A 26,140-nucleotide genomic window follows, 5' to 3' on the forward strand; every position below is an offset into this window, starting at 1 on the left:
GCGCAGCGGGCTGTGCCGCAGCGCGCTACGCGGCGGCGGGGGCCAGTTGCATCGCGTCGGCGAGGAGCGCGACCGACCGGAGGCGCGCCTCCGTCGATGAGGCCGAGTGCGCGACGATCAGCTCGTCGGCCTGGGCGGTACGGGCGAACTGCTCCATGTACTCGCGTGCGTCGCCGGGCGTGCCGACGGCAGTGTAGGTCGTCATGGTCTGGACGTGCTGCCCCACGGGGGTGCGCAGCAGGTGGTCGAGCTCGTCGTCGCCGAACTCGCGGGTGGGGTCGATCTGCCCGCTCTGGCGCAGCAGCATCATGAGGCGCTGACGCTTGACGGCGGCGAACTGCGTGTCGGCGTCGTCCGCGTCGTCGGCGACGATCGCGTTGACGGCGGCGAGCACGTACGGCTCGCTCAGCTGGGTCGACGGCTGGAACTCGCGACGGTACGCCGAGACGGCGTCCACCAGGTCACCGGGGGCGAAGTGCGAGGCGAAGGCGTAGGGCAGACCGAGGGCGGCGGCGAGCTTGGCACCGAACAGCGACGAACCGAGGATGTACAGCGGCACGTTCGTGCCCGCCCCGGGGACGGCCTGGACGCCGGCGACGCGCGACTCCCCCGCGAGGAACGCCTGCAGTTCGACGACGTCCTGCGGGAAGCGCTCGGACGACGAGGGGTCGCGGCGCATGGCACGGAACGTGGCCTGGTCGCTGCCGGGGGCTCGGCCGAGGCCGAGGTCGATGCGCCCCGGGTGCAGGGTCTCGAGGGTGCCGAACTGCTCGGCGATGGCGAGCGGCGAGTGGTTCGGGAGCATGACGCCGCCCGAGCCGAGGCGGATGGTCGAGGTCTGGCTCGCGATGTGGGCGATCAACACCGACGTCGCGCTCGAGGCGATGGAGGCCATGTTGTGGTGCTCGGCGTACCAGACCCGCCGGTACCCGCTCGCCTCGGCCTGCTGCGCCAGGGCCACGGAGGCCGCGAAGCTCTCGCGCACGGTCTGGCCGGGTGCGACGGGGGCGAGGTCGAGGATCGAGAGGGGAATGCTCATGCGGGGGTGAACAACGACGGGCGTCGTCGTATGCCCCGCGAGGCAAAACGAGTGGTCCCGGACCGTCGTCCGCCGTGGGGCGGAGGACGATCCGGGACCACTCGATGCGCGGGGGGCGCGAAGGGCGCGAGCCGGGCGCGGCCTACAGGCCGCGGGCGAGGCGGTGGTACGCGGCGTTCCAGGCGACCTCGTGACGGAAGTCGCGGATGCGGGTGTCCTCGTCGATCACGAGCAGCTCGGTCTCGACGATGCGGGCGAGGTCCTCGAAGGCCTCGAGCCCGACCGCGGTCGACATGACCGTGTGGTGGGCGGCGCCGGCCGTCAGCCACGCCTCGGCCGACACGGCGAACGACGGACGGGGCTTCCACACCGCGCGCCCCACCGGGAGGTTCGGCAGGTCCTCGTCGGGGTCGACCACGTCGACCACGTTGACCGTCAGGCGGAAGCGGTCGCGCACGTCGCTCATCGCGACGACGACGGCCGGGCCGGGGTCGGCGGAGAAGACCAGGCGCACCGGGTCGTCCTTGCCGCCGATGCCGAGCGCGTGCACCTCGAGGGAGGCGCGCCCCGACGTCAGCGCCGGGCTGACCTCGAGCATGTGCGCCCCGAGGATCTTCTCCTCGCCGGGCACCAGGTGGTACGTGTAGTCCTCCATCAAGGAGGCGCCACCCGGCAGCCCGGCGCCCATCACGTTGGCCGCACGCACCAGCACCGAGGTCTTCCAGTCACCCTCGGCACCGAAGCCGTAGCCCTCGGCCATCAGGCGCTGGACCGCGAGGCCGGGCAGCTGCTTGAGCGCGCCCAGGTCTTCGAAGTTCGTCGTGAAGGCACTGAACCCGCCCTCTTCGAGGAACGAGCGCAGACCGATCTCGATCGCCGCACCGTCTCGCAGCGACTGGTGACGCTCGCCGCCCGCCCGCAGCGCGGGGACCACGTCGTACTCGGCCTCGTACACCGCGACGAGCGCGTCGATCGCCGTCTCGGACGCCGCGGCGACGGCCTCGGCCAGTTCGTTGACGCCCCAGGTGTTGACCTGGACGCCGAAGGCCAGCTCGGCCTCGGTCTTGTCGCCCTCGGTCACGCCGACGAAGCGCATGTTGTCGCCGAAGCGTGCCAGCTTGAGCGAGCGCATGGCCGAGGCGCCCGCGGCGGCGCGCATCCAGGTGCCGACCTGCTGCTGCACGCGCGGGTCGCTGACGTGGCCGACGACGGTCTTGCGGGGCACCCCGAGACGGGTCTGCATGTAGCCGAACTCGCGGTCGCCGTGGGCGGCCTGGTTGAGGTTCATGAAGTCGAAGTCGATGTCGGCCCAGGGCAGCGCGACGTTGGCCTGCGTGTGCAGGTGCAGCAGCGGCTTGCGCAGGGCGTCGAGGCCGCCGATCCACATCTTGGCCGGGCTGAAGGTGTGCATCCAGGCCGTGACGCCGATGACCGAGTCGTCGAGGTTCGCCTCGAGCATCGTGCGACGGATCGCGTCGGCGTCGGTCAGGACGGGCTTCCAGACGAGGCGCACGGGCACGTCGGAGGCGGCGGCGAGTTCGTCGGCGATGGCACGCGACTGGTCGGCGACCTGCTGGAGCGTCTCTTCGCCGTAGAGGCCCTGGCTGCCGGTGAGGAACCAGACCTCGCGTGAGGCGAGGAAGGCGGTGGGGTCGAGGGTGTCGTTCGTCACTTCAGTTCTCCTGCGGGTGCTTGTCCGTAGACGTTCTGGTACCGGTCGAAGAGGGCGTCGATGCTCTCTGCCGGGATGGGGATGGGTTCGCCGAGCTGGCGGGTGATGTGGACGGTGCGGGCCACGTCCTCGGTCATGACGGCGGCCTTGACCGCGTCGCGGGCGTCCTTGCCGATCGTGAAGACGCCGTGGTTCTGCATCAGCACGGCCCGGCTGCGGTGCCCCTCGAGCGTCGCGACGATGCCGCGGCCGATCGAGTCGTCGCCGATGATCGCGAACGGCCCCACGGGGATCTCGCCGCCGAACTCGTCGGCCATCGCCGTGATCACGCACGGGATCGCCTCGCCGCGCGCGGCCCAGGCCGTGGCGTAGGTCGAGTGCGTGTGCACGACTCCGCCGACGTGCGGCATGGTGCGGTAGACGTAGGCGTGGGCGGCGGTGTCGCTCGACGGACTGCGGTCGCTGCCCGGCGTGCCCTCGACCACGGTGCCGTCGAGGCGGCAGAGGATCTGGTTCTCGGCCGTGAGGTCGTCGTAGAGCACCCCGCTGGGCTTGATCACGAAGAGGTCGGTGCCGGGCACGCGACCCGACACGTTGCCGCCCGTCCAGACGACGAGCCCGTAGCGCACGAGCTCGGCGTGCAGGGTGGCGACGTCTTCTCGGGTGGCGTCGATGGCCGCCTGCGTCGAGCGGTCGATCCAGCCGGTCATGCGGTCACCTGCGCGTCGCTCGTGGCGGAGGCGGTGGCGTCCTGTTCGACGGCATCCGTGCCTCCACCGCCCTCGGTCGTCGCCGAGGGAGCCGAGGAGGCGCGGGTCGCCTCGCGACGCATCGCGCGCAGGCGGTGCATCACGTCGTTGCCGCCCCGACCGAACCAGTCGTGCAGCAGGAGGTACTCGGCGTACAACGCGTCGTAGGCGTCGGCGGCGGCCTCGTCGGGGACGTAGGTCGCCCGGTCGACGCTGCCCATGGCCTCGGCCGCGGCGCGGATGTCGGCGTAGGCGCCCGCGGCGACGGCGGCGTGGATGGCCGACCCGAGGGCCGGGCCCTGCTCGCTCGTGATCGTCGAGATCGGCATGCGGAGCACATCGCTGTAGGTCTGCATCAGGTGCTTGTTCTTCAGCAGACCGCCGGCGGCGATGAACTCGGTGACCGGCACGCCCGACTCCTCGAAGGCCTGGACGATGCGGCGCGTGCCGAACGCCGTGGCCTCGAGCAAGGCCCGGTAGCCCTCTTCGGGCGTCGTGCTGAGCGTCTGGCCGACGATGACGCCGCTCAGCTCGTGGTCGACGAGCACCGAGCGGTTGCCGCTGTGCCAGTCGAGGGCCACGAGGCCGTGGGCCCCGACGGGCTGCTCGTAGGCGAGGTCGGTGAGGTGCTGGTGCACGCTCTTGCCGGCCGCCGCGGCGTCGTCGACCGACGACTGCGGCACCTGGTTCTTCACGTACCAGGCGAAGATGTCGCCGACGCCGGACTGACCGGCCTCGTAGCCGTAGAGGCCGTCGACGATGCCACCGTCGACGACGCCGCACATGCCGGGCACCTCGGCGAGCTTGTCGCCGTTCATGACGTGGCAGGTGCTCGTGCCCATGATGGCGACCATCTGGCCGGGCTGCGTGGCCTTGGCGGCCGGGGCCGTGACGTGCGCGTCGACGTTGCCGACGGCCACGGCGATGCCCTCGGGCAGTCCGGTCCAGCCGGCGGCCTCGGCCGTCAGCGTGCCCGCGACGTCGCCCAGGGCGCCGATCTCGTGCACGACCTTGGTCTCGGCGAAGTCGGCGAAGTCGGGGTTGAGGGCGGCGAGGAACTCGCGGCTGGGGTACTCGCCGTCCTGGTAGATGCCTTTGTAACCCGCGGTGCAGGCGTTGCGGACGTAGCGCCCGCTGAGCTGCCAGACGATCCAGTCGGCGGCCTCGACCCAGTGCTCGGTCGCGGCGTAGACCTCGGGGTCCTCTTCGAGCAGCTGCAGCCCCTTGGCGAACTCCCACTCGCTCGAGATGAGCCCGCCGTACCGGGGCAGCCACGACTCGCCCCGCGACGCGGCCAGTTCGTTGATGCGGTCGGCCTGGCCCTGCGCGGCGTGGTGACGCCACAGCTTGACGAACGCGTGCGGGCGGTCGGCGAAGCGGTCGAGCTCGTTGAGCGGGGTGCCGTCGGCGGTGGTCGGCACCATGGTGCAGGCCGTGAAGTCGGTGCCGATGCCGACGACCGCGGCGGGGTCGACGCCCGACGCGCGGAGGGCTTCGGGAACGGCGTTCTTCAGCACGTCGACGTAGTCGGACGGCACCTGCAGGGCCCAGTCGGCGGGCAGGCGCTCGCCCGTTCCGGGCAGCGTGCGGTCGACGACCGCGTGCGGGTACTCGAACGTGGCGCTGGCCAGTTCGGCGCCGTCACGCACGCGCACGACGACCGCGCGGCCGCTGAGCGTGCCGTAGTCGACGCCGACGACGTACGTCTCGGCCGAGGCGCCGGCGGGGTCGGGGGCCGCGGGCGACGGGTCGGAGGGGATGGCGGTCTCAGCCATGGAACGTCCTTGTCCTGATGCGAAAGTGAGCGCTCACATTCTCACATGAGCGAGTGGGACCGTGCAATCTCGCACGGGCGGTTCGGGGTCGGTCAGCGGGCCGGGGCCGCCGTCGAGCGGCGGACGACGAGCTCGGGGTCGAGTGCCGCCACGGGCGCCTCGTCGCCGGCGAGCACGGCCTCGACGGTCGTCATGAGTCGGCGCCCGAGTGCCTCGAAGTCCTGCCGCACGGTGGTCAGCGGCGGGACGAAGTGTTCGGCCTCGGGGATGTCGTCGAAGCCGACGATGCTCACGTCGCGCGGCACGACCCGACCGGCGTCGACGTACGCGTGCACGACGCCGAGCGCCATCTGGTCGTTGCCGCAGAACACGGCCGTGACGTCGTCGCGCCCGGCCAGCTCTCGGCCGATGCGATGACCGGAGCCCGGGGTCCAGTCGCCGCGCAGCAGCACCGTCGAGTCGACGCCGAGCCGTTCGCAGGCCTCGCGCCAGCCCCGCTCGCGGTCGCGGCCGTCCATCCACCCGTCGGGCCCGGCGACGTGGGCGATGCGGCGGTGACCGAGCGAGACGAGGTGCTCGACGGCCGCCTCGGCCCCGGCGGCCTGGTCGAACGAGACCGTGTGGTGGCCGTCCTCGGCCTCGCTGTCGGCGGTGACCAGCGGCACCGAAACCCCGGAACGCCGCAGCACCTCGAGGGCCTCGGCGTCGGGCGCGATGAGCACGATGGCCGCCACGTTCTGGCCCACCAACGAGTCGAGGGCCTGCCGCATGCCCTGCCGGTCGTCGACGTCGAGGGTGGCCATCGACACCTGGTACCCGGCTCGTCGGGCGGCACCGTTGAAGCCGTGCATCGTGCTCGACGGCCCGTAGAACGGGAACCCCGTGCTGATCACGCCGAGCGACCTCGTCTTGCGGCTGGCCAGCGCCCGGGCGGTGAGGCTCGGCCGGTAGTGGAGCTCGTCGATGGCGACGTCGACCTTGGCCTTGGTGGCGGGACGGACCGTCGGGTCGCCGTTGACGACCCGCGAGACGGTCTGGTGCGAGACGCCGGCTGCGGCCGCGACGTCGAAGAGGGTTGCCACGAGGTGATCCTAGTTCGGTTCGGTTTTCGGGACGGTGGCGTCGTGTGCGGCCGGCCCGCGCCTCCTGCGGTCTGGTCGGTGCCCGCCGGGGGCGGGGAGACGAGGAGGCGCGGCTCCCGTGACCGGGAACCGCGCCTCTCGCGGATGGTGACCGCTCGTTACTTGCCGGACGAGGCGGCGCGACGCTTGTTGAAGACGTCGAACGCGACCGCGGCGAGCAGCACGAGGCCCTTGATCAGGGACTGGTACTCGGTGCCGACGCCGAGGATCGACATGCCGTTGTTCAGGATGCCGATGATGAGACCACCGACGATGGCGCCGGTGACCGTGCCGATGCCGCCGGTGACGGCGGCGCCACCGATGAACACGGCCGCGATGGCGTCGAGCTCGAACCCGTTGCCGGCGCTGGGGCTGGCGAGGTTCAGCTGACCGGTGAAGACGACGCCGGCCAGGGCGGCGATGACGCCCATGTTGACGAAGAGCAGGAACGTGACGCGCTTCGTCTTGACGCCGGACAGCTCGGCGGCGTGCAGGTTGCCACCGATCGCGTAGACGTGACGACCGAACACCGAGTTCTTCATGATCATCGAGTACGCGACGACGAGCACCGCGAGCACGACCAGGACGATCGGGGTGCCCGAGTAGCTGGCGAGCAGGAACCCGACGTACATGACCAGGGCGACCGTGAAGACCATCTTGGTGATGAACCACAGGAAGGGCTCGTCCTCGAGCTGGTACTTGCGACGCGTGGCACGGCCGCGGAGGCCGGTGCCGATGAGGGCCAACGAGGCGACGGCGCCGAGGACGAGCGTCAGCGGCTCGTACCCGGTGGTGCCGAAGGCGGGCAGGAAGCCCGACCCGATGTCGCGGAACCCCTGGGGGAAGGGCGAGATCTGCTGGCTCTGGAGGGCGATCTGGGCGGCACCGCGGAACGCGAGCATGCCGGCCAGGGTGACGATGAACGCCGGGATGCCGAAGTAGGCGATCCAGAAGCCCTGCCAGGCCCCGACCAGGGCGCCGAGCACGAGGCAGAGCACGACGGCGAGCGGCCAGGGCAGGCCCCACTGGGTGATCATGACGCCGGCCATGGCGCCGGTGAAGGCGACGATGGAGCCGACCGAGAGGTCGATGTGGCCGGCGATGATGACCATCACCATGCCGATGGCCAGGATCAGGATGTAGCTGTTCTGGACCACCAGGTTCGACACGTTGATCGGTGCCAGCGTGATGCCGTTCGTGGTGACCTGGAAGAACAGCACGATGACGATCAGCGCGATGAACAGGCCGATCTGGCGCAGCTGCCCGCCGAGGTACGAGACGGCACCCGTGATCGGGTTGCCACCCGAACCGGACTGCGGCTGACGGGAGGTGGGCGACCCGCCCGTGGGCTTCGGGTCGGTGGCCTGGGTGGGGCTAGGCGCGCTCATTGACGGGGCTCTCTCGTTCGAGGGTCATGTACTTCAGGAGGAATTCGGGGGTCGCCTCGGCGATCGGCACGTCGGCCGTGATGCGCCCCTCCGAGAGGGTGTAGATGCGGTCGCAGATGCCGAGCAGTTCGGGCAGCTCGGACGAGATGACGATGACGCCCTTGCCCGCGTCGGCGAGCTGGTTGATGATCGTGTAGATCTCGTACTTCGCGCCGACGTCGATGCCACGGGTGGGCTCGTCGAGGATGAGCACGTCGGGGTCGGCGTACATCCACTTCGACAGCACGACCTTCTGCTGGTTGCCGCCCGAGAGCTTTCCCGTCACCGACGCCACGGTGGGAGCCTTGATGTTCATGCTCTTGCGGAAGCGCTCGGCGACGGTGCTCTCTTCGGACCGGTTGACGAAGCCCCAGTTGGCGAGCTTGCCGAGGGCCGAACCGGACACGTTGCGCGTGATGTCGTCGATCAGGTTGAGGCCGTACTTCTTGCGGTCCTCGGTGGCGTAGGCGAGACCCGCGGCGATGGCCTTGCTGACCGTCGACGTGTCGATCTTCTCGCCGCGCTTGTAGACGGTGCCCGAGATGCCGGTGCCGTAGCTCTTGCCGAAGACGCTCATCGCGAGTTCGGTGCGTCCGGCACCCATCAGCCCGGCGATGCCGACGATCTCGCCGGCCTTCACGGCGAGGTTGGCCTGGTGGATGATCTCGCGCGTCGAGTCGAGGGGGTGGTGGACGGTCCAGTCCTCGATGCGCAGCAGCTCGTCGCCGACCTTCGACTCGTGGGCCGGGTAGCGGCTCTCGAGGTCACGGCCGACCATGCCCTTGATGATGCGATCCTCGGACACCTCGTCGGCGTGCATGTCGAGGGTCTCGATCGTCTTGCCGTCGCGGATGATCGTCACCTTGTCGGCGATCGCCTTGATCTCGTTGAGCTTGTGGCTGATGATGATCGACGTGATGCCCTGCCCCTGCAGGCTCTTGATCAGGTCGAGCAGGTGGGCCGAGTCGTCGTCGTTCAGGGCGGCGGTGGGCTCGTCGAGGATGAGGATCTTCACGCGCTTCGAGAGCGCCTTGGCGATCTCGACCAGCTGCTGCTTGCCGACTCCGATGTCGACCACCTTGGTGACCGGGTTGTCGCGCAGGCCGACGCGGGCCAGCAGGCCGGCGGCGTCGAGGTTGGTCTTGTTCCAGTCGATGAAGCCGTTCTTGGACTGCTCGTTGCCGAGGAAGATGTTCTCGGCGATCGAGAGGAACGGGCTGAGCGCCAGCTCTTGGTGGATGATGACGACTCCCGCGGCCTCGGAGTCGTTGATGTTCTTGAAGTCGACGGGCTGGCCGTCGAGCAGGATCTGACCGTCGAACGAGCCGCTCGGGTAGACGCCCGAGAGCACCTTCATGAGCGTCGACTTGCCGGCGCCGTTCTCGCCGCAGATCGCGTGGACCTGGCCGCGCTCGACCTCGAGCGTGACGTCCTGCAGGGCCTTGACGCCGGGGAACGTCTTGGTGATCTCCCGCATCTCGAGGATCGTGTTCGCCACGTGTTCCTTCTTCCGTGTGTCGGGTGGGTGCCGCTGGGGAGCAGAGAAGCGAGGAGGCGCTGGTCGGCGACCGGCGCCTCCTCGGTTCTCGCAGGGGAGGGACCTACTTGAGGTCGGCCTCGGTGTAGTAGCCGCTGTCGATCAGGACCTCTTTGTAGTTGTCCTTCGTGACGATGGTCGGCTGGAAGAGGTACGTCGGGACGACCTTCACGCCGTTGTCGTACGTCTTGTCGTCGTTCGTCTCGGGCGTCTTGCCGGTGAGCAGGTCGTCGGCCATCACCACGGACTGGTCGGCGAGCTGACGCGTGTCCTTGTAGATGGTCGAGTACTGCTGACCCTCGATGATCGACTTGACCGAGGCGGCCTCGGCGTCCTGGCCGGTGATGACCGGGAGGGCGTCGCTGGTGTAGCCGGCACCCTCGAGCGCCGAGATGATGCCGATCGAGATGCCGTCGTAGGGCGAGAGCACGCCGTCGAGCTTGGTGCCGCCCGAGTAGGTCGAGGCGATCAGGTTCTGCATGCGGGCCTTGGCGGTGGCCGGGTCCCAAGCCGCGGTGGCGGCCTGCGTGAACTGGTCCTGACCGGAGCCGATGGTCAGCGAACCGTCTTCGATGTAGGGCTTGAGGGTGTCCATCGCGCCGTTGAAGAAGAAGGTGGCGTTGTTGTCGTCCGAGCTGCCGGCGAAGACCTCGATGGTCTTGGGCGAGGCGCCGTCGACCTTCTTGCCGTCGGCGTCGGCGAGGCCGAGACCGGTCAGGAGGCTGGTGCCCTGGTCGACGCCGACCTTGTAGTTGTCGAACGAGACGTAGTAGTCGACGTTCTCGTTGCCCGTCAGCAGGCGGTCGTACGAGATGACCTTGATGCCGGCCTTGGCGGCCGAGTCGAGCTGGTCGCTGAGCGAGCCACCGTCGATCGAGGCGACGATGAGGACCTTCGCGCCCTTGGTGATCATGTTGCTGATCTGCTGGACCTGCTGGGGGATCTTGTTGTCGGCGTACTCGAGGTCGACCTTGTAACCCTTGTCCTCGAGGGCGCTCTTGACGGCGTCGCCGTCCTTGATCCAGCGCTCGGACACCTTGGTGGGCATCGCGACGCCGACCAGCGCACCGGCGTTGTCGCCGCTGCTGCTGCCGCCGGCGTCACCGCCGCGTCCGCCGCCGCCGCCGGAGCAGGCGGCCAGGGAGAATGCCATGCCGACGGCGACGATGCCGACGAGGAGCTTTTTCTTCACGGTTGTTCCATTCGTGTCAGGTGTCATCTCGACGGCGTCGTCGATGACGGGTGATGGTGCTGTGAGGGAATCTCTGTGGTGCGGGCGCTCGACGGCTCGGGTGGCCGGGGACGCGCCGGGCCGACGGGTGCGCGAGGCCTGCCCGTCGGGGCTGAGGGGACGTCAGGCCGGGGCGACCGCGAGGAGGCGCGGGGCGGGCGACGTGCGGACGGCCCGGTGGGCGGCCGGGCGGCGGAGGGAGGAGCTGTTCACGGTTGACCTCTTCGTCAGGAAACGTGTGGCTGGGGTGTCGCGGAGTGGAGCGGGATGGCCCGTCGCGGGGACGGTCGAGCGCTGACCTGAGAATGTGAGCGCTCACATCGGTGGTGCTGGGCAATACTGAACGAGGTCCAGGTGCTTGTCAAGTCGGTCGGTGCCCGGCGTGTCGCGACAGGATTTACATGTTCGCCACACGCCGTTCACGCGCGTGAGCGGTCGTCACGTCACAGTGTGCCCATGATCACCGCGACCGCGACCGTCCACACGGCGCACGACGCCGCCGGCCTGTTCTGGTTGTCGCGCCGCCTGCTCGCCGAGCACCGGGCCGCGAAGGTCGAGGTGGGCCAGTACCTCGTGCAGCTCGCCGACGCCGGGACCGTGCTGCTCACCGAGCTGCCCGAGGCCCTGCGGTTCGACGTCGTCGTCCGGGACGAGCTGACGGCACGCCGCACGCGCCGGGCGCTCGAGGCCGCCCTCGAACGCTGCCTGCCCGGCACGGTGTCGGCCATGACCTGGCAGACCGAACCCGTCGCCGTCTGAGGGCGGCCCGGCGCGACACCCCCGAACCAGCGCGACGCCCCGGGTTCGTGGGGTGTCGCGCTGGTTCGGAGGTGTCGGGCCGCGCTAGAACGCGGTGATGGTCCAGCTCGCCGTGTGGGCCTCGCCCGGGGCGAGCAGCACGAGGTCGTCACCCGAGTTGAAGGCGTCCGGCGGGCAGGTCATGGGCTCGACGGCCAACCCGACGCGGTCGTTCTCGGGTTCGGGACGGTCGGCGGTGTGCACCTGCACCCAGGGCAGCTCGGTCCCCCACGACATGGTGACGCCGTGGCCGTCGCGCGCGGTCACCGTGGCGGTGACCCGCGCCTCCTGAGCGGGGCCCCCACCGGCGTCGCCGTCAGGGGTGCCGAACGCGAGGTCGGTGAAGGCGTGGTCGACGAACAGGTCGCCGACCGGGTGCCCGTCGCGGAAGTCGAAGCCGTCACGGTCACCGACGGGCCGCGTGCCGACGGGGACGAGGCGGTCGTCGGTCACCTCGAGGTAGCTCGCGGCGGGCAGCGTGAACGACCAGTCGTCGACGCGACCCTCGCCGGCGACGAGGTAGGGGTGCGGCGCCGTGCCGTAGGGGGCGACGCCCGTGCCCGCGTTGCGGGCCGTGACCGTCGTCGTGAGCCCGTCGTCGGTCAGCTCGTAGACGACCGACAGCGCCAGCCGCCACGGGTAGCCGTCGCTCGGCACGAGCACGAACGAGGCCGAGGCCCGCGCGGCCTGGGCCTGGTCGATGGTCCAGTCGGCCCAGTGGGCCAGGCCGTGCAGGGCGTGCCCGCGCTCGACCTCGTTCAGCGGCAGCTGGTGTTCGACCCCGTCGCGCTCGTAGCGTCCGTCGGTCACGCGGTTGGGCCACGGGGCGAGCAGGGCCCCGCGGAAGCCCGGCCGCACCTCGTCGGCGGCGAACGGCACGACCAGGTCGCGGCCCTCGAACGTGAGCGTGCGCAGCGTGGCCCCGACCCCGGCGATCTCGGCCCGGTAGCCGTCACGCTCGAGCACGACCTGCGCGCCGGAGACCGGCACCGGCGACGTGACGAGGCGAGCGGTCGGCGGCGCCCCCGGTGCGGGCTCGACGACGGGGGGCACGGTGCCGTGCGGCGGAACGGGGGCGACGGGGGTGGGCTCAGACATGCGCGGGCTCTCCGAGGACGGACGCGGACAGGAACGGGTTGCGGAAGCGGCCCTCGGGGTCGACCGACGCGACGTGGGCGGCGAAGTCGCCGAGACGCGGGAACACCCGGCGCAGCTCGGCGTGCGTGGCGGTCGAGACCTTGCCCCAGTGCGGGCGGGCGTCGAACGCGCCGAGCACCCGCTCGATCTCGGGCAGGACGGCGAGCACCTCGTCCGGGCGGCGATGCCAGGTGAAGTGGAAGGCGACGCTCTGACGTCCGCCGCTCGGGCTGATCCAGGCGTCGTCCGGGGCGATCGTGCGGATCTCGCTGACCATGAGCACGTCGGCGAAGGTGTGCGCGATGCCACGGAGCCCCTCGATCGCGGCCGCGGCGTGCTCGGCGGGGATCAGGAACTCGCTCTGGATCTCTTCGCCGGCGCTCGGCGTGAAGTCGAAGCGGAAGTGCGGGAGGCGTTCGAGCCACGGGCCGGCCACGCCGCCCTGCTGCGTGACGGCAGCGGTCTCGGCCCCGGGGATCATGTGCGTGGTCGCGTCGGCCCGCACGGCACCGAGGTCGCGGAGGTCGAGACCGACCGCGTCGCCGACCCGGTGCTTGGACCAGACCTGGTCGACCCCCGCGCCGTCGTACCGCGTGAAGAAGCTCAGGCTGTACGCGCCGGCGAGTACGGCGTCGAGGTTCTCGAGAGCGGCCGCCCACGGGAGGTCCTCGTGGATGGTCTGCTCGACGTCGAAGGTCGGCACGGTGTCGAGTTCGAGGCTCGTGACGACGCCGACGGCGCCCAGCGAGACGACGGAGGCGCCGAACGCGTCGTCACCGCGGCGCACGGTCTCGAGGCTGCCGTCCGCGCGGACGAGCTCGACGGCGCGGACGCCGGCCGAGAGGGCGGGATTGCGCACGCCGGAACCGTGCGTGCCGGTCTGGACCGCTCCGGCGACCGAGATGTGGGGCAGCGAGGCGAGGTTGTGCAGGGCGAGGCCGCGACGCTGCAGCTCGCCCGCGAGGGCGGCGTGCGTCGTGCCCGCACCGACGCGGACCGTGCCGGCGGCCGAGTCGACCTCGACCGGGGTGTCGAGCACGTCGAGCGAGACGAGGACGCCGTCGGTGTCGGCGACCCGGTTGAACGAGTGGCGCGAGCCCAGGGCCTTGACCCGACGGCTGCCGGTGACGACGTCACGCAGCTCGTCGATGCTCGTGGGGCGACGCAGGTCGGTCGTCGAGTACTCGACGTTGGCGGCCCAGTTCTGCATGGAGACTCCTTCGGCTCGGGGTGCTGCGTCGAGTCTAGGCGAGCCCCACGGCCGGGAGTGAGCGCTCACTCGCCTCGGGCGGCGGCCTGCCAGCCGAGCAGCGGGCCGAGGCGCTCGGCGGCGTCGGTCAGCACCTGCGTGTACTCGGCGAGTCCGAAGTCGAACGGCAGCTCGACGATCAGGTCGTCGACCTCGCGCATCGCGGCGTTCTCGTGCAGCTGCTCGGCGATCCACTCGGACGGGCCGACGAGGTCGCGGTCGAACATCATGCCGCGGGGTCCGTGGGCCACGGTGGTGCGGTCGCGACGGGAGGACGCGTAGGCCTCGTACGCGGCACGCTGCTCGGCGGTGGCCGTGTCGGTGGGCAGGACGACCGCGCCCTTGGCGACCCGCGCCTCCGGACCCGAGGGGTGGACCGCGCGGAAGGCGCGGATCTGCTCGAGTTGCGACGCCGCGAAGCGGGTCGGCTCGATCGGCCCGGGCGCGCCCGCGAAGCTGACGTTGCTGATCAACATGCCGAGGCCCTGGCGACCCGCCCACTCGGCCGACCGGGGGCTGCCCGCGCCGTACCAGACACGGTCGGCGAGGCCGGGGCTCTGCGGCTGCACCCGCCCGGTGAAGACCTCGATGCCCTCGGTGCCCTCGAACGCGCTGACCTGCTCGCCCCGGACGAGCGAGAGGAACTTCTCGACCCGGCCGTACGAGAAGTCCTGGTGGTCGGCGGCGTCCCCGTAGAGGTGCGGCCCGACCTCGTCGTAGGCGCGGGGCTCGCCGACGCTGACGCCGAGCTGCAGCCGGCCGCGCGAGAGCACGTCGACCGTGCCCCAGTCCTCGGCGAGACGGAACGGGTTCTCCCAGCCGAGCGGCATCACGGCCGTGCCGAGGGTCAGGCGCGAGGTGCGCTGCACAGCGGCCGAGAGGAACGCGACGGGCGACGAGATGCCGAACTGCAGGTGCCGCGTGCGGGTCCAGCCGCCGTCGAGCCCCAGCGCCTCGGCCCGCTCGAACAACTCGAGCCCCTGCTCGAGACCGACGGTCGGGTCGTCGCCCTCGAAGGCGCCGATGGTGAGGAAGCCGAGACGACGCAACGGCCTCGCGGCGGCGGACGGAGCGGGCGACGAGGAGGCGGTGGTCACCCGTCGAGCCTAGCCAGACGACCCGGGGTCGCCGGGCCGGGCCCCGGCCCTCGTCCCCCCGTGCGACATCCCCGGACGGCGTCCCCCGGGGTGCGTCCCCCGCATTGGGGACCGGCCCACCCCCGTACTGGGTGCCTGTGCCCCGTTGTCCCCCACCCCGGAGTGCGGTTCGCTGGACGGAGCCGTTCGAGGGTCACGTCCACGACGACACGACCACGCACGCCACCACGACTCCAGGGGAACAGAACACGATGGACACCGCAGAGCCCGACACCGGACGCCCGGGCACGAACGACCCCTCGGACGCGGCGCTCGTCCTCGACCCCACCGCGACCGTGGGCACCGTCCGGACCACGCCGGCGCACCCGGCCCGCATCCGCCGCGAACGCGCCACCCGTCTGCGTCGCCCCGCCACCTTCGTGCTGTCCTGGCTCGACCTGCCCAACGACGGCAGCGACCCCACCCTGCCCCTCGGCACGTGCCTCGTGCTGCGCACGGTCGGCCGGCCGGCGCGGGACGTGCTCGTCGACCTGCCCGGCGGGCCGGTCCGGGGTCGCGACAAGCTGCGCCCCGGCGCCCCCCTCGGCATCGCGACCCCCGTCGAACTCGACGCTCTGGTCGCCCTCGGCACCGTCTTCGTCGAGTGGTCGGACGCTCGCGGTGTCAGCCGGACGACGTGGCTCCGCGTCCCGCCGGTCCCGGCTCGGTACCGCAGCCCCGCCGCCCACTGACCACGTCGACACGTCCACCCCGGACCGGGACGTCCCCGGGAGGGACGTGAACGACGCGCCGGCGCGCGCCGCCCCTCCCGGGCTCAGCGCCGGTAGGCCGCCGCCGGGTGCGTCGCGGGGAGCCGGGGTCCCCCGCCGGTCAACCGCTCGCGCAGCGTCTCACCGGGCACGTACGCCTCGCGCAGTCGACCACGACGACGCAGCTCGGGCACGACCAGCTCGACGAAGTCGGTCAGCGTGTCGAACGAGTGGTACTGGCGCAGGTTGATGCCGTCGATGCCCTCGTCGTCGAGCCAGCGCTCGACGGCGTCCGCGACGACGGTCGGGGTGCCGGCGACGAAGAACGTGCCGCCCCAGGCCTCGTCGACCGAGTCGATCAGCTGCCCCACCGTGATGTCGAGCGGCAGCGCGGCGGCTCCCGGGTGGTCGAGCCGACCCTCGGCCTCGAGCGCCTCGCGCACGGTCCGGTCGCGGGGGTGCGCCGGGGCGTCGAAGGGGATGCTGCGGTGGATCAGCTTGCCCTGCTCGCTGGCGAACGAGCGGTAGAGCGCCAGCTTCTCGGCGACGACCTCGTCGGTCTCGCCCGTGATGACGCCGGCCTGCACGATGAACGACACGTCGGCGGCGGAGCGTCCGGCCGCGACCGCCGCCTCGCGCGTGGCCGCGCCGACCGCCCGGACGGCGGGGCCGCCGGTGAAGACGACCTCGGCGTTGCGGGCCGCCTGCTCGACGCCCTTCGGCGACGCCGTCGCGAGGAAGAGCACGGGCGTGCGCTGCGGCGACGGCTCGCTGAGGTGCGGGCCGGCGACCCGGAAGTGCTCGCCGACGTGGTCGATCGCGTGCACCTTGGCGGGGTCGGTGTAGACGCCGGAGCCGGGCTCGAGCCCGTCGGCGGTGGGGTCGGCGACGACGGCGTCGTCCTCCCACGAGCCCTCCCACAGCTTGTAGAGGACGTCGAGGTACTCGGCGGCGCGGGCGTAGCGCTCGGCCTTGGGGATCTCGGCGTCGAGGCCGAAGTTGCGGGCGGCGTTCGGCAGGTACGACGTCACGACGTTCCAGCCGACGCGCCCCTTCGTGAGGTGGTCGAGGGTCGACATCCGCCGCGCGAACGCGAAGGGCGGCTCGTAGCTCGTCGAGAAGGTGATGCCGAAGCCGAGGTGCTCGGTCACCGCGGCCATGGCCGGCACGACCATCATCGGGTCGTTGTTGGGCGCCTGGATGCCCTCGAGCAGGGCCGGTGCCGGGCTGTCACCGAACACGTCGTAGGCACCGAGCACGTCGGCGATGAAGATCGCGTCGAAGCCGCCACGCTCGGCCAGGCGGGCCAGCTCGAGCCAGTACGCCAGGTCTTTGTACTCGCTGCGGTGGTTGTGCGGCAGTCGCCAGAGACCGTGCGTGATGTGCCCGACGCAGTTCATCTCGAAGAGGTTGAGGATCAGCTTCTTCTTCGGGGCGGGGGTCCCGGCGTCGACGGCGGCGGCGGGGACGGTGGCGGACGGCTCGGGCGCGGGGGTGTCTGCGGTGCTCACGCGTCCTACTGTGCCGCACCGCGCCTCCTCGTCCACCGGGCGGTGACGCCGTGTCGCCCGAGGGGAGAACCGGGCGGCACCACACCGCACCGCGTCCCGTGCACGACACCGCGACGAGACGAGGTGTGGTGCACGGAACGCGGTGCGGCGCGGTGCGGCGCGGCGCGGCGGGTCAGCGCTCGCGGATCGTGGTGGTCACGTCGACGAGGCTGGGATCGGCGGGCGCCGAGCCGAAGCCGAACCGCACGGGCGGGTCGAGCGGGGCCAGCGGCCCGAGGGCGCGACCGTCGAGACGGGCGTCGACCGCGACGATGCGCCGGGCCAGCGTCACGCCGTAGTACTCGCGACGACCTCCACCGGCCGTGCCCGCCGTGCGGGCACCCCGGACGATCAATCGGGCCACCGGGTCGATCAGCGTGAGCCAGCCGGGGCGGGTCGCGAACGCCCGGGGCACGAGCCGCAGCAGCCAGCCGAGCGCGGACACGGGCCCGATCTCGAGCGACAGGTCGAGGACGTCGCCGCCCGCGTCGTCGGGGCCGGTCGAGACCCGCAGCGTCCGGTCGACGCCGCGCCACGACACGGGCTGCACGCGCACCTCGTCGAACGTGTAGGTCGACGAGACGTAGTCGGCCACGGCCTGCGACGGCGCCAGCAGCGTGCGGTGGCCGTCCGCCCCCTCGACCATCACGTCGACGAAGCGGCCGAGCGGCGAACGGTCCCACAACCCGACGACGACGCGCGTGCCGGACTCCGTGCCGAAGCCGGCGATGCGTCCGTGGAACCGCTGGTCGGGGGTCGCTCTGCTCATCGCTCGACCGTACGCCGACGGTGCTGCACGCACCGCGCCTCCGGGTCCGTCGCTCCCCCGCTCGTCGCGGGCCGAGGCGGACCCGGAGGCGCGGGTCGTCGGTTCGGGAGGCGCTACTCGGCCACGCGGGCCGAGACGGTCTCGAGGGCGGCGAGCTCGTCGGCGCTGAGGGCCACGCTCGCGCTGGCCAGCAACGCGGGCAGCTGCTCGAGGGTGCGGGCGCTGGCGATCGGGGCGACGACGCGGGGCTGCGCCTGCAGCCAGGCGAGGGCGATCGTGGCGATCTCGACCTGGTGGGCGCTCGCGATGTCGCGCAGGGCGGCCACGACGTCGAGCCCCTCGTCGCTGAAGTAGCCCTCGACGTTGCCGCTGCGGGCCCCGGCGATGTCGTCACGGCTCTGGTACTTGCCGGTGAGGAAGCCCGCGGCGAGCGAGAAGTAGGGCGTCACGCCGAGCTGGTTCAGGGCGGCGAGCGGAGCCAGGTCGCGCTCGTAGGACTTGCGGGTCACGAGGTTGTAGTGCGGCTGCAGTGCGACCGGGGCCGCGAATCCCTCGCGGCGCGCGATCTCGACCCACTCGGTGATGCGCTCGGGCGAGAAGTTCGAGATGCCGACGTGCCGCACCTTGCCGGCCTTCTGCAGCGCGTCGAAGGCGCCGAGGGTCTCGGCGAGGTCGTCGCCGGTGTCGAAGTGCGCCCAGTACAGGTCGATGTGGTCGGTCTGCAGGCGGGTCAACGAGGCGTCGGCCGCGGCGGCGACGTTGGCGGCGCCGAGCCCGGGGAACTCGGGGTGCTGGCTGACCTTGGTGCCGAGCACGATCTGGTCGCGACGCGAGGCACCACCCTGGGCGAGCCAGGTGCCGATGACCGTCTCGGACTCACCGCCCGAGTTGCCGTCCGCCCAGGCCGAGTAGACGTCGGCCGTGTCGACGAAGTTGCCGCCGCCGGCGACGAAGGCGTCGAGCACCGAGTGCGACTCGGCCTCGTCGCTGGTCCAGCCGAAGGTGTTGCCGCCGAGGGCGAGGGGGAAGACGTCGAGGTCGGATGTTCCGATGAGGGGCATGCGGGGGTTCCTTTCGCGAACGTCGCGTCGGGTCGGCGCGGCGACTACCCAGGTCTAACGCGTGCGGCGCGGGTTCGTTCCCAGGTCCGCGGCGTTCCCGTGTGCGCGGCGCTCCCGGCCGCGCGCTGCTCCCAGGTGCGCGGCGTTCCCGTTTCCCGTGTGCGCTCAGTACCCCTGCTCGACGTCGACGACGCCCTCGGGGTCGCCGCCCTCGGCGAGCGCGCAGATGTTCGCCTCGACCCGGGCCTGGAACAGCGGCTCGGTCATGTCGTTCGTGTTCGCCTGGTGCGGGGTGACGAGCGCACGGGGCTCGGCCCACAGGGGGTGACCGTCGGGCAGCGGCTCGGGGTCGACCACGTCGAGGCCCGCGGCCCCGATCCGCCCTTCGGCGAGTGCCGTCACGAGCGCGTCCGTGTCGACGAGCGGGCCGCGGGCGATGTTGACCAGCACGGCCGTCTCGCGCATGGCGGCGAACTCGGCGGCACCGAGCAGGCTGCGGGTGCCGCCGGTGAGGGCGGCCGCGACCACGACGACGTCGCTCGTCGGCAGCACCTCCGCCAGGCGGTCGACCGTGATCGTCCGGGCAGCACCCGGCACGGCCTCGTCGGTGCGGCGCACCATCGTCACCTCGACGTCGAACGGCTGCAGCAGCCGCAGCAGCTCGGTGCCGATGCCGCCGGCCCCGACGATGGTGACGGACGCTCCGTTCAGCGAGATGCCGCGCTGCTCGCGCTCCCACGAGGAGGCGCGGGCCCTGATCTGCAGGGAGCGCAGCGTCGCCAGCGTCAGCGCCAGGGCGTGCTCGGCCACGGGTGCGCTGTACGCGCCCTTGGCACTGGTGAAGACCAGGCCGTCGCGGGCGGTGGCCTGCATGGTCTCGACGTAGGCGTCGACCCCGGCGCTCGGCAGCTGGACGACGCGGACGCGGGGGTGCTCGTCGATCGCCGCGCGCAGGGCGTCCTGGTCGACGCGGCCACCGAGGACGATCATGTCGGTCTCGTCGCCGAGCTCGACCAGGCGGGCGTCGGTCGCGTCCACCGCCCTCGTCGCGGGGGCGACGCCCCAGGCGTCACCGGACGACGCCTCGGAGTCGGCGGTGGCGGAGGCGGAGGGCAGGACGGTGACGGCGACGGTGCTCATCGCTCCACCGTATCGATCCGGTCACGAAAGCGACTCAGGCTCGTGTCTGCGTCGAGCCGGTGGCAGAGTGACGCCGTCTGCAGGTCGCGAAACCCGATCGTGGACGCGGGAGGCACGGGTCAACGGCGACACGCGCCTCCTTCCCCTCACCCCACCCCGTCGCTCCCGTCGCACGACGGTCGACGGTCGCGGCCCCCGGGGGTACGCTGTCCCACGGCCCAGGCGGGCCCACGGCCCCACCGGGCCCGGCGGCAGCACGACGGAAGGCAGGTGAGCGGCGATGGCTGGTGACAGTACTGGCGCCCCGCGGCATCGCTCCGTGATCGCGCCGTCCGCCCCGCTCGTCTGAGCACCGGGCCCGACCGACCACGAGCGAGGCCCACGGGCACCGACGTCTCCTGTCGACGCACGTCGTCGACGACCCGACACCCCGGTGTCGTCTCGTCGCCCGTGTGCGTCGCCCCGGCCCCACCGCACACCCGCCGTCCACACGGCTGTCGTGACCACCACCGGTACGACATCGTCCCTCGACGGACGGTCGTCGCACCCCGAACGGCAGGAGCGCAGACCATGGCACTCATCGACAACGGCATCTACGTCGCGGGACACCGCACCGACAGCCCGGCGAACCTCGACGAGACGTTCGAGTTGCTGCACGAACACCAGGGCATGGCCTGGATCGGGCTGTACCGCGCCGACCCCGACGAGGTGCGCTCGATCGCGCAGGAGTTCGAGCTGCACCCGCTCGCCGTGGAGGACGCACTCAAGGGCCACCAGCGCGCGAAGCTCGAGCGCTTCGGCGAGACCCTCTTCGTCGTGCTGCGGTCGGCCCGCTACCTGGACGCCGAGGAGACGGTCGAGTTCGGCGAGGTGCACGTGTTCGTCGGCCCGGGCTTCGTCATCACGATCCGGCACGCCGAGAACCCCGACCTGGGTCGGGTGCGGCGCCGCCTCGAGTCGAACCCCGAGCTGCTCGCCCTCGGACCCGAGGCCGTCCTCTACGCCGTGCTCGACCAGGTGGTCGACGGCTACGGCCCGGTCGTCGCCGGCATCGAGAAGGACATCGACGAGATCGAGGACGAACTCTTCGGCGGCGACCCCGAGGTGTCACGGCGCATCTACGAACTGCTGCGCGAGGTGATCAGCTTCCAGCGCGCGACGAGCCCGCTGCGGGGGATGCTCGAGAACCTGCTGCGCGGGTCGGACAAGTACGGCGTCGACGTCGAGTTGCAGCGCTCGCTGCGCGACGTGCTCGACCACGTGTTGCGCATCGGCGAGCGCGCCGACACGTTCCGCGCCCTGCTCGAGAACGCGCTGACCGTGCACTCGACGCTCGTCACCCAGGCGCAGAACGACGAGATGCGGCGCCTGTCCGAGGCCGGGCTCGCCCAGAACGAGGAGACCCGGCGCCTGTCGGAGGTCGGCCTGCAGCAGAACGACGAGGTCAAGAAGATCTCGGGCTGGGCGGCCATCCTGTTCGCCCCGACCCTGGTCGGCGGCGTCTATGGCATGAACTTCGACCACATGCCCGAGTTGCACTGGCAGTTCGGCTACCCCATGGCGGTCGCCGCCATGGTCGCGGTCGGCGCGAGCATCTGGGGCGTCTTCAAGTGGAAGAAGTGGCTCTGACGCCGTCGCACCGGTGACGCCGTCGGGCGGGTGATGCGGAGAACGCAGGAGGCGCGGGTCGGGTGACCCGCGCCTCCTGCGTCCACGAGGCGGTGCGGTGCTGCGATCGGGGCCTAAGCCTCGAGCGCGGCGTCGAGCGTGATCTCGACGCCGGTGAGGGCCTTCGAGACGGGGCACGTCTCCTTGGCGTTCTGGGCGGCCTCGAGGAAGCCGGCCTCGTCGATGCCGGAGACCTCGCCGCGGACGGTGAGGGCGATGCCGGTGAGCTTGAAGCCGCCGGCCGAGTCCGGGCCGAGCGAGACGTCGGCCTTGACGTCGAGCGCCTCGACGGTGCCGCCGGCCTGGCCGAGGACGGCCGAGAACTGCATGGCGTAGCAGGCCGAGTGGGCCGCGGCGAGCAGCTCTTCGGGGCTGGTGGAGCCGTTGGCGTCGTCGGCGGCACGCTTGGGGAACGAGACGTCGTAGGTGCCGAGCTTCGAGCTCGAGAGCTCGACCTGGCCTTCGCCGGTCTCGAGGCTGCCGTTCCAGGCGGTGCGTGAGGTGCGAGTGGGCATGTGGTGCCTTCTTTCGTGGAGGGGCCGACGTCGGGGTCGGCCCGGGGTGGGGTGTTCGGGGGTGTTCTGGTCGGTCGGTGAGGCGGGTCAGAGGTGCTGGTCGGTGAGGGCGGCCGTGTTCGCCCGGACGGCGGCGGCGAGCGCGGCGATGTCGGCTCGCAGCGTCTGCAGGTCGGTCAGCTCGAGACCGGTGGCGCCGCAGATCTGGTCGGCGAAGCCGGCGGCCTGCTCGCGGAGCGCGACCCCGGCGTCGGTCAGGGCGACGTCGACGGTGCGCTCGTCGGAGGCCGAGCGTGTGCGCGTGACCAGGCCGTGGGCCTCGAGCCGCTTGAGCAGGGGCGACAACGTGCCCGACTCGAGCTGCAGCTGGTGGCCGAGCTCGGAGACGGTCGTCGGGCCGCCCTGCCAGAGGACCAGCAGCACGAGGTACTGCGGGTAGGTGAGACCGAGCGGCGCGAGCAGGTCGCGGTAGCGCGCCGTGACGGCACGCGAGGCGTTGTAGAGCGCGAAGCAGATCTGCTCGTCGAGCACGGGCGCCGGGCCCGGGGTCGTCGTCTCGGCTGCTGTCGTCATGTCGGCGACTGTAGCACGTCGCGCACGATTTGGTTGTGCACAACTAATTCGCTCTTTGATGCCTCAATCGACGCGAACCCACCTCGGTCGACGTCGGCCCGGCGTTCCCGGAAGGCGATCATGTTGACGCGGTTGCCGCAGCGGACGCTGCAGAACCGCTTCGACCCGTTACGTGACAGGTCGACGAAGACCCCGTCGCAGTCCTCGGCGGCACAGGCCCGCAGCCGGCCGGTCTCGTCGGTGCGGATGACGTCGACCAGCGCCAGGGCCGACTCGACGCGGATGCGGTCGGCGAGGGGCGCGTCGTCGCTCGTCGCGTGCAGGTGCCAGTCGAGGGCGTCGTGTCGCACGAGCCGGGGCGACGAGACGCTGTCGGCCAGCATGCGGTTGACCTCGGCGGCGAGCAGGTCGCGCTCGAGCGTCCAGATGCGTCGCAGTTCGGCCCGGACGCCCTGCACCGAGGCCAGTTCGGCGTCGTCCCGGTCGAAGCGGCCCGAGAAGGCGAACGAGTCGAGCAGGGCCGTCAGCTCGGCACGGGTCGAGAGCTCGTCGCCACCGGACCGACTCGCGCCGGCACCGGTGTTGACCAGGGCGACGTTGAACTCGAGGACGTCTTCGGTGTCAGGGGCGAAATGCAAGTTGACTCCTTGTCAGAGGCGGTCCTACGCTCGCCACAGAGACGGCGCGTCAGCACCCATTGTGCACGACGGCCCTGACACCAAGGAGTCCTCGTGAGCACCGGTGCGACCACGACCACGATCGCGACGACGCCCCTCGCCGCGGGGCGCCCCGCCTCGACCACCGCCGGCCTGCTCGTCGCCCTGCTGGCCGCCGCCTCGTTCGGATTCTCGGGTCCGTTCGTCAAGCCGTTGCTCGAGTCGGGCTGGAGTCCCGTGGCCGCCGTCACGGTCCGCGCCCTGATCGGCGGGGTCGTGCTCGCCCCCGTCGCCCTCTTCGCCCTCCGGGGCCGCCTGGGTCCGATCTGGCGGGCCCGGTGGCGCGTGCTCGGCATGGCGGTGGTCGGCGTCGCCGGCACCCAGGTCTTCTACTTCGCCGCGGTGGTGCGCATCCCGGTGGGCACCGCGATCCTGGTCGAGTACCTCGCTCCGCTGCTGCTCGTCGGCGTGGCCTGGGCGACCTCGCGACGCGTCCCGCAGGCCGTCGTGCTCGTGGGCTCCGTGATCGCCTTCGCGGGCCTCCTGCTGGTCGTCGCCCCGAGCGGAGGCGTGGCCCTCGACCCCGTCGGGCTCGCCCTGGCGGGGGCGGCGATGGTCTGCTGCGCCGCCTACTTCGTGCTCGCCGCCCGGCCGAGCGGCGACCTGCCCCCGGTCGCCCTGGCGGCGTCGGGCCTGCTCGTCGGCGCCGGGCTGCTGGGACTGCTGGGACTGACCGGCCTCGTGCCGTTCACGACCTCCGCGGCCGACGTGCCCCTGTTCGACGCGATCGTGCCGTGGTGGGTGCCGATGCTCGTGGTCGGCGTCGTGGCCACCGCGGTCGCGTACGCCACGAGCATCACGGCGAGCAGCATGCTCGGCTCCCGCCTGGCGTCGTTCGTCGGCCTGCTCGAGGTGGCGGCCGCCGCGCTCTACGCCTGGCTGCTGCTCGGCGAGGCCCTGACCCCGCTGCAACTCGGCGGCGGCCTGCTGATCGTGGTCGGCATCGGCTTCGTCCGGGCCGAACGCACCCGCGAGGCCGCGGTCGTGGCCGACGCGGTGGCCGAGACGCCCCTCGGCGACGCGGTGGCCGAGCCGCCCGTCGTCGACACGGTGGCCACCGACGGCCGAGGTGCGACCCTGGGGTGATGGACCGATGCGGGCGCGGCCCAGGCGGCTCTTTGGTCAAAAGGCCCGCGATTTACTGCTCGCAGGAATCAACAGGCTGCATCCGTACAACAAACTAGATCGTCACCGCGCGGAGTCCTTGATTAGTTCAATGCACAACGTCTTCGTTCCCGACGTTGAACACGTAAATGTCCCAGGGATCTGGGTTGTCGAACTTTTCCCCCCGACCGATCTGCCTTCGCTTCAGGCCGCATTGACGAAGAACGGGTGGGACAAGACTCCCTATAGTTGCCCCTCAGAACAGAGCAGCAACGCGACGCTCGGCAATTCACGGGCGCAGGGGGGTGTTAGGTGTTGCGTGTCATCGACGTAGTACGGCCAAACTCCGGCTTTATGGCGGTTGATGCTGTCCATGACGAGTTGCCAAAGGGAGTTGACATCGTCGAGATGCACGCCCGCCAAGTCGGAGCCAGCCTGACGGCGATTGTGGCGCGATTTAGGCTCTCCCCAACGGAGGCTGCATTTCTGGATCTGGAGTGGCATCGACCACACGAGCCGCGACTAGCCATAAGCACGTCGATCGCGATTATTGCGGTAGTCATCGCACTCTGACGCGGGAGCGCGCACGCGTCCAAATAGCCGGCGGTGGCCACGACGATGTACGGCGTCAGGCAGCTCTGAGTGAGCTCGACCTACTAGAGGATGGGGCCACTAGAAGCTAGCCGTAAAACTACCAGAATGATACTAACGTGATATCACTATGGTAGTTCAGTGGGATCACCGGCGCAGGCTATCGAGATCGACTCAGGTCATGTACTCGACGGCAGATGGTTCGTCTTACAGTGTCGGCGTGGATGTTTGAGCCTCGAGCACGGTGAGCGACGTGGTCACTCTTGCGCCCAAGCTGGGGGTGGTGCAGAGGCTGGTTTGCAGCTTGAGTGAGTGAGTAATTTCTGGATCAGTGTGAACGCGAGGTAGCTATGACCGGCCAATCTTGGAATCAATCCCCAGCTGATGAGAATCCGCGAAGAATGGCCACTTTTGTCGTCACGGGACTGGTGACTGGTGCGGTGACGGGCGTTGCAGCCCCGAGCATTGTTTTTTCACTGGGTGCGATGATGAGCGCCGAAGGGGAAAGCGCTGAGGGGGCTGCGTCCGAAATGTTGCTCATCGGACTAGTCTTTTCCTTCCTCACGGTTCCAGCGGGAATAGCTTTCGGAGCCGTCGTCGGCCTGCTCACATCGTTTGCCCGCCCAGTTGTTGCTCAGACCCGGCCCGGTATTCGGCTGGCTTTTCTTTCGGCTATTTCTGTTGCTTTGTCGTCGGGTCTTCTCCTCCTCATGGGGTGGTACGTGTTCCCGACCCTGCTGTGGTTTGTCCCAGGTGTTGTGTTTGGCTTCTTAGCTGTTGTCGTAGCTGAGGCTTTTGTTCGTTCAAGGCAGCGCAGGCAAGGGGGCCGGAAGCTTTCATCTGAAAGGCTTCCAACCCCCTTGGTTTAGAGC

Annotated in this window: 23 protein-coding genes; 5 read left to right on the plus strand and 18 right to left on the minus strand. The window is 70.9% G+C overall.

All coding sequences use genetic code 11. From position 1 onward, the window contains the following. Positions 1 to 25 precede the first annotated feature (25 nt). From HQQ78_RS05720 to chvE, 8 genes are all read right to left on the minus strand, one after another. Entirely contained in the window at positions 26 to 1,039 is a 1,014-nt protein-coding gene (locus HQQ78_RS05720; RefSeq protein ID WP_173151491.1) for an LLM class flavin-dependent oxidoreductase, read from the minus strand. A 142-nt stretch (positions 1,040 to 1,181) separates the two neighbouring features. Further along, on the minus strand, positions 1,182 to 2,711 hold the full coding sequence (gene araA, locus HQQ78_RS05725; protein WP_056046727.1) for an L-arabinose isomerase: 1,530 nt from the start codon (positions 2,709 to 2,711) through the stop codon (positions 1,182 to 1,184). Further along, positions 2,708 to 3,421, minus strand: a complete 714-nt coding sequence (locus HQQ78_RS05730) for an L-ribulose-5-phosphate 4-epimerase (RefSeq protein ID WP_043595113.1) — start codon at positions 3,419 to 3,421, stop codon at positions 2,708 to 2,710. The genes araA and HQQ78_RS05730 overlap by 4 nt, the downstream gene beginning before the upstream one ends. Further along, positions 3,418 to 5,235 carry a ribulokinase gene (gene araB, locus HQQ78_RS05735; protein WP_173151493.1) on the minus strand — a complete coding sequence of 606 codons (1,818 nt, stop codon included), beginning with the start codon at positions 5,233 to 5,235 and terminating at the stop codon, positions 3,418 to 3,420. The genes HQQ78_RS05730 and araB overlap by 4 nt, the downstream gene beginning before the upstream one ends. Before the next feature lie 92 nt (positions 5,236 to 5,327). Then, on the minus strand, positions 5,328 to 6,317 hold the full coding sequence (locus HQQ78_RS05740; protein ID WP_056046729.1) for a LacI family DNA-binding transcriptional regulator: 990 nt from the start codon (positions 6,315 to 6,317) through the stop codon (positions 5,328 to 5,330). Positions 6,318 to 6,475: 158 nt separating this feature from the next. Next, positions 6,476 to 7,744: a multiple monosaccharide ABC transporter permease gene (gene mmsB / locus HQQ78_RS05745; RefSeq protein WP_082460334.1), complete on the minus strand. Its 1,269-nt coding sequence runs from the start codon at positions 7,742 to 7,744 to the stop codon at positions 6,476 to 6,478. After that, the gene (gene mmsA, locus HQQ78_RS05750) at positions 7,731 to 9,281 is read right to left on the minus strand and encodes a multiple monosaccharide ABC transporter ATP-binding protein (protein WP_056046732.1); all 1,551 of its coding nucleotides are present in this window, start codon (positions 9,279 to 9,281) and stop codon (positions 7,731 to 7,733) included. The genes mmsB and mmsA overlap by 14 nt, the downstream gene beginning before the upstream one ends. Before the next feature lie 103 nt (positions 9,282 to 9,384). Next, the gene (gene chvE / locus HQQ78_RS05755; protein ID WP_056046734.1) at positions 9,385 to 10,539 is read right to left on the minus strand and encodes a multiple monosaccharide ABC transporter substrate-binding protein; all 1,155 of its coding nucleotides are present in this window, start codon (positions 10,537 to 10,539) and stop codon (positions 9,385 to 9,387) included. A gap of 468 nt (positions 10,540 to 11,007) precedes the next feature. Here chvE and HQQ78_RS05760 point away from each other — a divergent pair, with 468 nt between their 5' ends. Beyond that, on the plus strand, positions 11,008 to 11,310 hold the full coding sequence (locus HQQ78_RS05760) for a hypothetical protein (protein WP_056046737.1): 303 nt from the start codon (positions 11,008 to 11,010) through the stop codon (positions 11,308 to 11,310). Positions 11,311 to 11,394: 84 nt separating this feature from the next. Here the strand turns inward: HQQ78_RS05760 and HQQ78_RS05765 are convergent, their stop codons facing one another. The 3 genes from HQQ78_RS05765 to HQQ78_RS05775 form a co-directional block, all read right to left on the minus strand. Further along, positions 11,395 to 12,447, minus strand: a complete 1,053-nt coding sequence (locus HQQ78_RS05765; protein WP_173151495.1) for an aldose 1-epimerase family protein — start codon at positions 12,445 to 12,447, stop codon at positions 11,395 to 11,397. Next, positions 12,440 to 13,696 carry an FAD-binding protein gene (locus HQQ78_RS05770; protein WP_173151497.1) on the minus strand — a complete coding sequence of 419 codons (1,257 nt, stop codon included), beginning with the start codon at positions 13,694 to 13,696 and terminating at the stop codon, positions 12,440 to 12,442. The genes HQQ78_RS05765 and HQQ78_RS05770 overlap by 8 nt, the downstream gene beginning before the upstream one ends. Positions 13,697 to 13,761: 65 nt before the next feature. Continuing rightward, a complete protein-coding gene (locus HQQ78_RS05775) occupies positions 13,762 to 14,832 on the minus strand; it encodes an LLM class flavin-dependent oxidoreductase (protein ID WP_173151499.1) in 1,071 nt (356 codons plus the stop codon). A gap of 251 nt (positions 14,833 to 15,083) precedes the next feature. Here HQQ78_RS05775 and HQQ78_RS05780 point away from each other — a divergent pair, with 251 nt between their 5' ends. Then, positions 15,084 to 15,563, plus strand: coding sequence for a hypothetical protein (locus HQQ78_RS05780; RefSeq protein WP_173151501.1), 480 nt, complete (start codon positions 15,084 to 15,086; stop codon positions 15,561 to 15,563). A gap of 83 nt (positions 15,564 to 15,646) precedes the next feature. Here the strand turns inward: HQQ78_RS05780 and HQQ78_RS05785 are convergent, their stop codons facing one another. From HQQ78_RS05785 to HQQ78_RS05800, 4 genes are all read right to left on the minus strand, one after another. Further along, complete coding sequence (locus HQQ78_RS05785) at positions 15,647 to 17,092, minus strand: NtaA/DmoA family FMN-dependent monooxygenase (protein ID WP_371740366.1); 1,446 nt, start codon at positions 17,090 to 17,092, stop codon at positions 15,647 to 15,649. 172 nt (positions 17,093 to 17,264) lie between these two features. Continuing rightward, on the minus strand, positions 17,265 to 17,900 hold the full coding sequence (locus HQQ78_RS05790; RefSeq protein ID WP_173151503.1) for a hypothetical protein: 636 nt from the start codon (positions 17,898 to 17,900) through the stop codon (positions 17,265 to 17,267). 113 nt (positions 17,901 to 18,013) lie between these two features. Further along, positions 18,014 to 18,961 carry an aldo/keto reductase gene (locus HQQ78_RS05795; RefSeq protein WP_173151505.1) on the minus strand — a complete coding sequence of 316 codons (948 nt, stop codon included), beginning with the start codon at positions 18,959 to 18,961 and terminating at the stop codon, positions 18,014 to 18,016. A gap of 165 nt (positions 18,962 to 19,126) precedes the next feature. Further along, positions 19,127 to 20,101: an NAD(P)-dependent oxidoreductase gene (locus tag HQQ78_RS05800; RefSeq protein ID WP_173151507.1), complete on the minus strand. Its 975-nt coding sequence runs from the start codon at positions 20,099 to 20,101 to the stop codon at positions 19,127 to 19,129. A gap of 570 nt (positions 20,102 to 20,671) precedes the next feature. On the opposite strand from HQQ78_RS05800, the gene HQQ78_RS05805 reads away from it, so the two are divergent. Beyond that, a complete protein-coding gene (locus HQQ78_RS05805) occupies positions 20,672 to 21,730 on the plus strand; it encodes a magnesium and cobalt transport protein CorA (protein WP_056046751.1) in 1,059 nt (352 codons plus the stop codon). Between the two features lie 113 nt (positions 21,731 to 21,843). On the opposite strand, the gene HQQ78_RS05810 is transcribed toward HQQ78_RS05805, so the two are convergent. The 3 genes from HQQ78_RS05810 to HQQ78_RS05820 all read right to left on the minus strand — a co-directional run bounded on the left by HQQ78_RS05810 (position 21,844) and on the right by HQQ78_RS05820 (position 23,495). Further along, positions 21,844 to 22,284 (minus strand): OsmC family peroxiredoxin, encoded by a 441-nt coding sequence (locus HQQ78_RS05810; protein ID WP_056046752.1) that lies wholly within the window; start codon positions 22,282 to 22,284, stop codon positions 21,844 to 21,846. Positions 22,285 to 22,371: 87 nt separating this feature from the next. Further along, complete coding sequence (locus tag HQQ78_RS05815; RefSeq protein ID WP_173151509.1) at positions 22,372 to 22,857, minus strand: MarR family winged helix-turn-helix transcriptional regulator; 486 nt, start codon at positions 22,855 to 22,857, stop codon at positions 22,372 to 22,374. Then, a complete protein-coding gene (locus HQQ78_RS05820; protein ID WP_173151512.1) occupies positions 22,854 to 23,495 on the minus strand; it encodes a CGNR zinc finger domain-containing protein in 642 nt (213 codons plus the stop codon). Before HQQ78_RS05820 ends, HQQ78_RS05815 begins: the two co-directional genes overlap by 4 nt. A gap of 93 nt (positions 23,496 to 23,588) precedes the next feature. Here HQQ78_RS05820 and HQQ78_RS05825 point away from each other — a divergent pair, with 93 nt between their 5' ends. Then, complete coding sequence (locus HQQ78_RS05825) at positions 23,589 to 24,659, plus strand: EamA family transporter (protein ID WP_371740367.1); 1,071 nt, start codon at positions 23,589 to 23,591, stop codon at positions 24,657 to 24,659. 1,010 nt (positions 24,660 to 25,669) lie between these two features. Beyond that, on the plus strand, positions 25,670 to 26,137 hold the full coding sequence (locus HQQ78_RS05830) for a hypothetical protein (RefSeq protein ID WP_173151514.1): 468 nt from the start codon (positions 25,670 to 25,672) through the stop codon (positions 26,135 to 26,137). Positions 26,138 to 26,140 lie beyond the last annotated feature (3 nt).

Origin of the sequence: Frigoribacterium sp. VKM Ac-2859, assembly GCF_013204925.1 — a bacterium.
Classification (GTDB): Bacteria; Actinomycetota; Actinomycetes; order Actinomycetales; family Microbacteriaceae; genus Frigoribacterium.